Source organism: Pseudoalteromonas sp. APC 3691, assembly GCF_030408135.1.
Taxonomy (GTDB): domain Bacteria; phylum Pseudomonadota; class Gammaproteobacteria; order Enterobacterales; family Alteromonadaceae; genus Pseudoalteromonas.
In genome coordinates, this window is sequence record NZ_JASDCB010000104.1 from 1 (window position 1) to 7964 (window position 7964).

The window sequence follows — 7964 nt, forward strand, 5'->3', positions numbered from 1 at the left end:
TTCTACAGCGTCGACAACTTGTAATTTAAAGCCTAATGAATAATCTCGTTGTGTTCGTTTGATCGGTGTATTATTTGACTTGGTCATAATAAATCCTAAATGTGTAAACACATTTCAGGACGAGACAACAGATACAAAAAAGCCCCGCAATAAGCGAGGCTTTAAATAAATGGTGCCGACTAACCGAGTCGAACGGATAACTTGTACAGACTACTGATTACAAGCCAGTTGTGTCGCTTTTAACTATGGGTATTTTTAATTCTAAAATCGAAAACAAAAAAGCCCCGCAATAAGCGAGGCTTTAAATAAATGGTGCCGACTAACCGAGTCGAACGGTTGACCTACTGATTACAAGTCAGTTGCTCTACCAGCTGAGCTAAGTCGGCACACAAAACTGTGTGCTAAGGCACGTTCAATTTTAAAGATTGAGAACTTTATAAAGCACTTAAAATAAAAAAACCTTGCATAAGCAAGGCTTTTCAATAAATGGTGCCTCGACGCGGAATCGAACCACGGACACGAGGATTTTCAATCCTCTGCTCTACCGACTGAGCTATCGAGGCACATAAACTGTGCTAATTAATTGTGATACTTTACAATTAACTTTAAATAAATGGTGCCGACTAACCGAGTCGAACGGTTGACCTACTGATTACAAGTCAGTTGCTCTACCAGCTGAGCTAAGTCGGCACACAAAACTGTGTGCTAAGGCACTTTATCAATTTTAAAGATTGATAACTTTTAATAAATGGTGCCTCGACGCGGAATCGAACCACGGACACGAGGATTTTCAATCCTCTGCTCTACCGACTGAGCTATCGAGGCACATAAACTGTGCTAACTAAAAGTAAAATAATTATTTAACTTTTAGCTTTGTAAATGGTGCCGACTAACCGAGTCGACGGGTAATTTGAACAGACTAGTGATTACAGCTTTCTTTTCAAACTACTTTAAATAAATGGTGCCGACTAACCGAGTCGAACGGTTGACCTACTGATTACAAGTCAGTTGCTCTACCAGCTGAGCTAAGTCGGCACACAAAACTGTGTGCTAAGGCACGCATAACAATGTTTAACTCTATGATTTAAACACCATTACTTTAATAATGGTGCCCAGACGCGGAATCGAACCACGGACACGAGGATTTTCAATCCTCTGCTCTACCGACTGAGCTATCTGGGCGTGCGGCGTATTAAACGAGTTTTGCCCTTACAAGTCAACTTTTTTTTTATTCTTTATAACTGTTTGAACGGTTTTCAAGCAACTCAGTACGTTTTTTATTAATAACGTTCATTTTTACCACAAACCTGACTATAACCATAAATAAATATAACTAAATCAGACTAAAAACGTAGTGAATTATTTTTCGTAAATGTTACGATTACTGCAATAATACAATAAAGACTTATTGTATTTAAATATACCAACCAGGGAACGTTAAATGCAGAGTAAATTCTCTTCACCGGTAAAAGGCCTACTGCCTCTTTTTTTAATCATTAATATAGCTGTAACAGCACTTGCTATAGTTGCCCATTCATTCTACGCGCAAACTGAAGTTAGCACAGCTCAACCCAAACCACCGGTTAATATCGTAACGCTCGCCGATAGATTAGATTTGCCTATGGTTGATGCATTAACTATGTACGGTCAAGGTAAAGTAAAGCAGTTACTCGATTTAACACATTTATTAGATAATGACTTTGAATATACTTTATATCGATTTAATACTACATCTGATACTCAATTAGTATACAGCAGTAGTAAGCCTGCTATCGACTCTATTAGAGCTGAAAATCACTTAGTGGAGCAAGGCATTATGCACCACCTACTATTATTAAATGATCAGCCCATTGGCGAGCTTATCATTAAGCAAAATTTACCTGCCATACCTTTAAGCACTCAAGATTCTCAAGTTATCGCTTATATAATTGCTATAGCGTGTGTAGCTTCATTATTTATATTTACTTTAATGTTTAATATGTACATTAATACTCGCTTACGTAAAAGTACTGACATTCTTACGCAAGAGCTACAGGCAATCATCGACGATGCTAATTACAATAGTAATGTTGACGAGCAACTCGATATTGGCCTAGGTGTAGTTGCAAGACACATCAATCTATTATTGCAAAAAGTACAAAGTGCAATGAGTGAGAATGACGCAGCCCAAAAAGAGCTTTATAAATTACAAAATGGTCTAGAGGCCGAAGTACAAAATCGTACTTTAGCGCTTGAGCAAGCAACACTAAAAGCAGAGCGAGCAAGCGAGACTAAAACAACGTTTTTAGCAACCATGAGTCATGAGATTAGAACGCCAATGAACGGTGTTATAGGTACTATTGATTTACTTCGCCAAACCGAACTTGATGGCGCTCAGCATCGCTTAAGTACGATTATTCGTGAATCAGCATTCTCGTTATTGAGTATTTTGGACGATATTTTAGACTTTTCTAAAATTGAGGCTGGAAAATTAAATATTGACCCTATCCCGTTTTCGGTAACCGATACCATTGAAGAAGTTGCTCGAGTACTTTCCTCTGTTGCTAAAAAACGTGAGCTTGATTTAGAGCTAGCAATAGCACCAGATATTCCTATAAATCTTACCGGCGATAGCGTACGTGTACGCCAGATTCTGTATAACCTATGTAGCAACGCAATTAAATTTACGAGCACTGATGAAAAAACTCAAGGCCATGTAAAAATATCAGTAGAGGTGGTACACAATACGACAGATCACTTTACTTTACGCTTTTGCGTAACTGATAACGGTAAAGGCATGTCGCAGGCACAACTACGCGAAATATTTAATCCGTTTATTCAAGCCGAAAATTCGATTACCCGAGAATATGGAGGGACAGGTTTAGGTCTTTCTATTTGTAAAAGCTTAACTGAGCTTATGCTAGGGACTATTCATGTAACAAGCCATACAGGAATTGGCAGTGAATTTACTGTTGAATTACCATTTAGTACATCAGGGAAAATTAAGTACGCACACAAAGGTGCATTAAATGGTAAGAGGATTATTGTAGTTAGTAATCATCTAGAACGTGAAAAAGTAATGTACCGCTACTTATCGTTTATGGGCGCTAAAATTACTTATGTACATACTGAAGAAGAAGCTGAAGAATATCAGCATGTGCAAGATATTATTTGGGTGGCTGATGGCATAGACAATATGGATAAAACAAACGCGCTCCTAAGACGCTTATTTTATTCATTAGAGGATTATAACCAACAAGTTGTTGTACTAAGCAAGCTTGATGAAGCGGCTATAAATCATAATAATATTTTTTATATTAATGCCTCTCCTTTATGTAAGTCTAACTTTATGCTGTCTATTTTAGTCGCTGCTGGTTTGCATACACCTAAACAAATTAAAAAAACCAAAACACTTAATAATTATTTAAATGTTGAGCAAGCTCGTAAATCAAACAAATTGATTTTACTGGTTGAAGATAACCTCCTAAACCAACAAGTGCTAGCCGATCAATTACACATACTAGGTTTTGGCGTTGAGATAGCAAACAACGGTGAAGAAGGCTTAGATATCTGGAGAAAAGGTGATTACTCACTTATTTTAACCGACTTACACATGCCTAAAATGTCGGGTTACGATATGATCGAAAAAATCCGTAACGAAGCAGAGTTATTAGAATCAATTGATGCACAGCCTTACATCATTGCTGTAACAGCAAACGCACTTAAAGGCGAAAAAGAGCGTTGTTTAGCCGTAGGTATAAACGACTTCATTACCAAACCTATAGAGCTAAACGCGTTAGAGGACACTTTAAAACGTTGGAGCGATAGGCAAAGCCAAAACCCGAATGTAGTTATCCATCAAACCATGGCGCTACCTATTGATATGCAAGCAGTTGCTAAATATGTAAATGGTGACGAAGCTAAACAGTTACGTTTTTTCAAGATGTATTTAGAACAAAGCCAAGGGCTAATTAAGGGGATTAATTCAGGCGTTATGGTTAACGATTTAGATGAGATTATTGAAGGGTGTCATCAATTAAAATCGATCTCCAAAACAATTGGTGCCCAAACGGTGGCAGAACTTTCAAGTGCATTTGAAGATAAATGTAAAAAGGGTGAACTCACTACCGATGAATTAATAGACTTAAGAGATAAGTTAGAAATTGAATACTCTAAGGCAGCTCAATTTTTAAAAGAACAAATTAAAATTTCTGAGCAAGAAGATGAGTTAAGTGATTAAATAACCGCACACAAAAAAAAGGGCTATTTAGCCCTTTTTTTATGTTTAAAATATTATTTTTCAGGCGGTCGATAACCTTCAATTTCCACATCTTTATTTTCAAACAAAAAGCCAACCATTTGCTCTTCTAAAAATGTGCGGTGCTCTGGGTCCATCATATTTAAATGCTTTTCGTTAATAAGCATTGTTTGCTTATGCTGCCACTGACCCCACGCTTCTTTAGAGATGTTATTAAAAATCTTTTCACCAATTTCACCAGGGTATAACTGAAAGCCAAGCCCTTCGGCTTCTTTTTGTAACTTTTGACAAAATACTGTACGTGCCATGATTGATTCTCTCTAACGCTAAATATGGGACTATTCTATACTATTGCTGTAATTTGTTTAACCAACTTTTTAGTTGGCGCTGCTAGGCCAACCTCTATTGATTGATCAAGCGGATACCACACTAATTGTTTGTCATTTACTACATCAGGAATTTTCTTAACATTGAGTACATGCGGATTAATCTTCAGCTCAAAATGTGAAAACACATGAATAAATGCTTCAAGCTCTACTAAGTCGGCTTCTAATCCTTGCTGAGCTAAAAACGTTTGAAGCTCCTCGTACTCATTAAATTCAAAAAAGCCAAACAGTCCTCCCCAAATACCGCTGTTAGGGCGTTTTTCCATAAGCACTTTATCGCCGCACTGAACAATTAACTGATGACAACTCTTCTTTGGCACTGCTTTTTTAGGTTTAGAATATGGAAACTCTTTTACTTTACCTGCATTAAAGGCACCACAACCTGAATTTAATGGGCAAGCCTCGCAATCAAAGCGACTGCGTGAGCAAACACTCGCACCTAAATCCATCATAGCTTGATTAAATTCGGTGACATTATTTTTAGGTGTTAATTGCTCTGATAAATGCCAAAGCTGGTTTTCGACTTTTTTAACACCGTACCAACCTTCTATCATAAAGTAGCGCGCTAAGACTCGCTTAACATTCCCATCTAAAATTGGATGATGCTGTCCAAGCGACAATGATAAAACAGCCCCGGCAGTAGAGCGCCCTATTCCAGGTAAATCCATAACCTCATCAAGCGTTTGTGGAAATTCGCCTTGGTACTTGTCACGTACTATTTTAGCTGTTTTATGTAAGTTACGCGCACGAGCGTAATACCCTAAGCCGGTCCAGTGATGCAGTACTAAATCTTCATCAGCATCGGCTAAAGCAATAATATCTGGAAAGCTTTGCATAAACTTTTCAAAGTATGGGATAACAGTAATAACTTGAGTTTGTTGCAGCATCACCTCAGACACCCACACTTTATAAGGTGTTTTACCCAACTGCCATGGAAATGTTTTACGCCCATGAAGGTCATACCAATCAACAACTTGGTTAGAAAACCAATTTGACTGTTCTTTATTTAAATCCAACATATTTTACTTTTACTGATGCTCAATGGCGGCTCAGTCTATTGTAGTTAATAAAAAGATCAAGCTATAGGCGCTGTAAAACCAGCTAATACTTGTGATTGCCGGCTTCGTCAGGGATAATATGCAACCATTTTTAAACACATTGTTTTTGTCAGGCCAATAATATGAGTGAATCAAGCAACACTAACCTTGAGCAAGCTAAGCAAGAAGGTAAATACATCCGCACTATTCGCAGTTTTGTAAAACGCGAAGGTCGATTAACCAAAGGCCAAGCCGCTGCAATCGAAAAATGTTGGCCAACAATGGGCCTAGAGCATAAAAACGGTATGCTTGATTTAAGCGAAGTTTTTGGCAATAACAACGATGTAGTAGTAGAAATTGGTTTTGGTATGGGTAAATCGCTTGTCGAAATGGCAACAAATGCCCCTCACCTGAACTTTATTGGTATTGAAGTACACCGCCCAGGCGTTGGTGCTTGTTTAATGGATGCCGATGAAGCAGGCATTACTAACTTACGTATTTTTGAACACGATGCAGTTGAAGTACTTGCAGATTGTATACCTAATGAAAGCTTAACAACTCTACAATTGTTTTTCCCTGATCCTTGGCATAAAAAGCGCCATCACAAACGCCGTATTGTACAAACTGAGTTTGTTGAAAAACTAAGAGCCCAACTTAAAATGGGTGGCGTTTTTCATATGGCAACAGATTGGGAAAACTATGCAGAGCATATGCTTGAAGTAATGAATGTAGCTCCTGGTTTTAAAAACCAATCAGAAACTAACGATTATGTTCCACGTCCAGATTTGCGCCCGCTTACTAAGTTTGAGCAGCGCGGACATCGCCTAGGCCATGGCGTGTGGGATTTAATGTTTGAACGTACTGAGTAATTTGTAACTTTAAGCACTCACTTTTATTTTTGATAAAACTAAACATACTGTAAGGCAAAGCCATTTATGAGCGTACTAACCAACCCAAGTTTACTGTTACTTCGTAATAGCGAGGCATTAACGGGCAAATCTATCTTGGTGGTCAACTTTGTTCAAGATGGCTTTTTAACAGAGCTTAAAAAGCTTAACCCGCAAAGCAAGGTAACTGCATTTAGCTACAACCATGCTAACGGTGAGTTTGCTAAAAACAGCAAAGACGTTGAAATCCATGTAAATCACACAATACCTGGTAACGGCTATGATTTAGTTATTCTTTACTATCCTAAATCAAAACCAGAGTTATTAATGGCGCTTGATAATATTCGAGCTGCTATTACTGATGATGCCGAGCTATTAGTGATAGGTGAAAATAAAAGTGGTGTTAAATCAATTGAAAAGCAATTAGCTGGCAAAGCAGAGTTTAGTAACAAAATTGATTCGGCTAAGCACTGCGTTCTTTACTCATTTGCTGAGATTACCCAGCACCCTAATTTTGATATTACGACCTACCATAAAAAGTTTGTTGTTAATGTTGCTGACACCGAGTTTACAGCTATTAGTATTCCTGGTGTGTTTAATCACGGTAGTTTAGATATGGGAACGAAAGTTCTACTCGAAAACACACCGACAATTAAGCAAGGTAGGGTTCTCGACTTTGGTTGTGGCGCAGGTTTAATAGCAACCTTTTTAGGGCTGCATAATCCATCACTTGAGTTTGTGTGTAGTGATGTAAGTGCACTGGCAACTTACGCAACACAGCAAACCCTAAAGCTTAACAGCATCAAAGGCGAAGCGATATTAAGTGACGGCCTTAAAAGCATTACCGGTAAGTTTGATTTAATTATTAGCAATCCACCTTTTCATACGGGTATTGCAACCGACTACACAGTAGCAGAGACATTTTTAGCAAATGCAAAACAGCATTTAACTAAAGCAGGAAAGCTGAATATTGTAGCTAACAGCTTTTTAAAATACCCGCCTATTTTAGAAACGCAATTTGAAAGCTACCAAACGGTATTTAAAAATAACAAGTTTGCCGTATATAGCAGCTAGTATTATTTTTAAAAATGCTTGAGTGCAAACGCGCTCAAGCTAACCTTCGAATAAATATAAGAATTAATTTAGCTTTTTTCCTTCATTTTCTCCCGTCTTTGCTAAACTAAAACTCTAAATAATCAAAATTAATTCAGGCGATAACGAAATAATGCCACGGCTAGCGCATTTTAATCCCAGACTCTAGCAGGGTTGAGCGGTAATCATCGTCTAGCCCTGCCATTTTCTTTTTCCTCGCCATACTTGCTGACTTAGATGCATCTTGTTTAAAAAGCGCCATGGCTATCTTTCGCATTACATTAAACATTAATGGCCCTTGAAGTTTGCGTATTCTCGATTCATC

General features: G+C 37.9%; 5 protein-coding genes, 6 tRNA genes and 1 pseudogene. 3 read left to right on the top strand and 9 right to left on the bottom strand.

Going from position 1 to position 7964, the window contains the following annotated elements:
- Window positions 1-310 precede the first annotated feature (310 nt).
- The 6 genes from QL998_RS19775 to QL998_RS19800 form a co-directional block, all read right to left on the bottom strand.
- Window positions 311-386 (bottom strand) — tRNA-Thr (locus QL998_RS19775).
- Between the two features lie 101 nt (window positions 387-487).
- Window positions 488-563, bottom strand: a tRNA-Phe gene (locus tag QL998_RS19780).
- Between the two features lie 51 nt (window positions 564-614).
- Window positions 615-690: transfer RNA gene (locus QL998_RS19785), tRNA-Thr, on the bottom strand.
- Window positions 691-749: 59 nt separating this feature from the next.
- Window positions 750-825, bottom strand: a tRNA-Phe gene (locus QL998_RS19790).
- A 134-nt stretch (window positions 826-959) separates the two neighbouring features.
- Window positions 960-1035 (bottom strand) — tRNA-Thr (locus QL998_RS19795).
- Between the two features lie 71 nt (window positions 1036-1106).
- Window positions 1107-1182 (bottom strand) — tRNA-Phe (locus QL998_RS19800).
- A 259-nt stretch (window positions 1183-1441) separates the two neighbouring features.
- On the opposite strand from QL998_RS19800, the gene QL998_RS19805 reads away from it, so the two are divergent.
- The gene (locus QL998_RS19805) at window positions 1442-4219 is read left to right on the top strand and encodes an ATP-binding protein (protein WP_290193336.1); all 2778 of its coding nucleotides are present in this window, start codon (window positions 1442-1444) and stop codon (window positions 4217-4219) included.
- Window positions 4220-4272: 53 nt separating this feature from the next.
- Here the strand turns inward: QL998_RS19805 and QL998_RS19810 are convergent, their stop codons facing one another.
- On the bottom strand, window positions 4273-4545 hold the full coding sequence (locus QL998_RS19810) for an oxidative damage protection protein (protein ID WP_024600750.1): 273 nt from the start codon (window positions 4543-4545) through the stop codon (window positions 4273-4275).
- A gap of 35 nt (window positions 4546-4580) precedes the next feature.
- Window positions 4581-5642, bottom strand: a complete 1062-nt coding sequence (mutY, locus tag QL998_RS19815) for an A/G-specific adenine glycosylase (protein ID WP_024605356.1) — start codon at window positions 5640-5642, stop codon at window positions 4581-4583.
- A 161-nt stretch (window positions 5643-5803) separates the two neighbouring features.
- Between mutY and trmB the strand changes: the two genes are divergently transcribed.
- Together trmB and QL998_RS19825 are read left to right on the top strand one after the other, a co-directional pair.
- Window positions 5804-6529, top strand: coding sequence for a tRNA (guanosine(46)-N7)-methyltransferase TrmB (trmB, locus tag QL998_RS19820; RefSeq protein ID WP_007582957.1), 726 nt, complete (start codon window positions 5804-5806; stop codon window positions 6527-6529).
- 66 nt (window positions 6530-6595) lie between these two features.
- The gene (locus tag QL998_RS19825; RefSeq protein ID WP_290193337.1) at window positions 6596-7621 is read left to right on the top strand and encodes a methyltransferase; all 1026 of its coding nucleotides are present in this window, start codon (window positions 6596-6598) and stop codon (window positions 7619-7621) included.
- 160 nt (window positions 7622-7781) lie between these two features.
- On the opposite strand, the pseudogene QL998_RS19830 reads toward QL998_RS19825, so the two are convergent.
- Window positions 7782-7964: pseudogene (locus QL998_RS19830) on the bottom strand (ISAs1 family transposase); the annotation flags it as partial.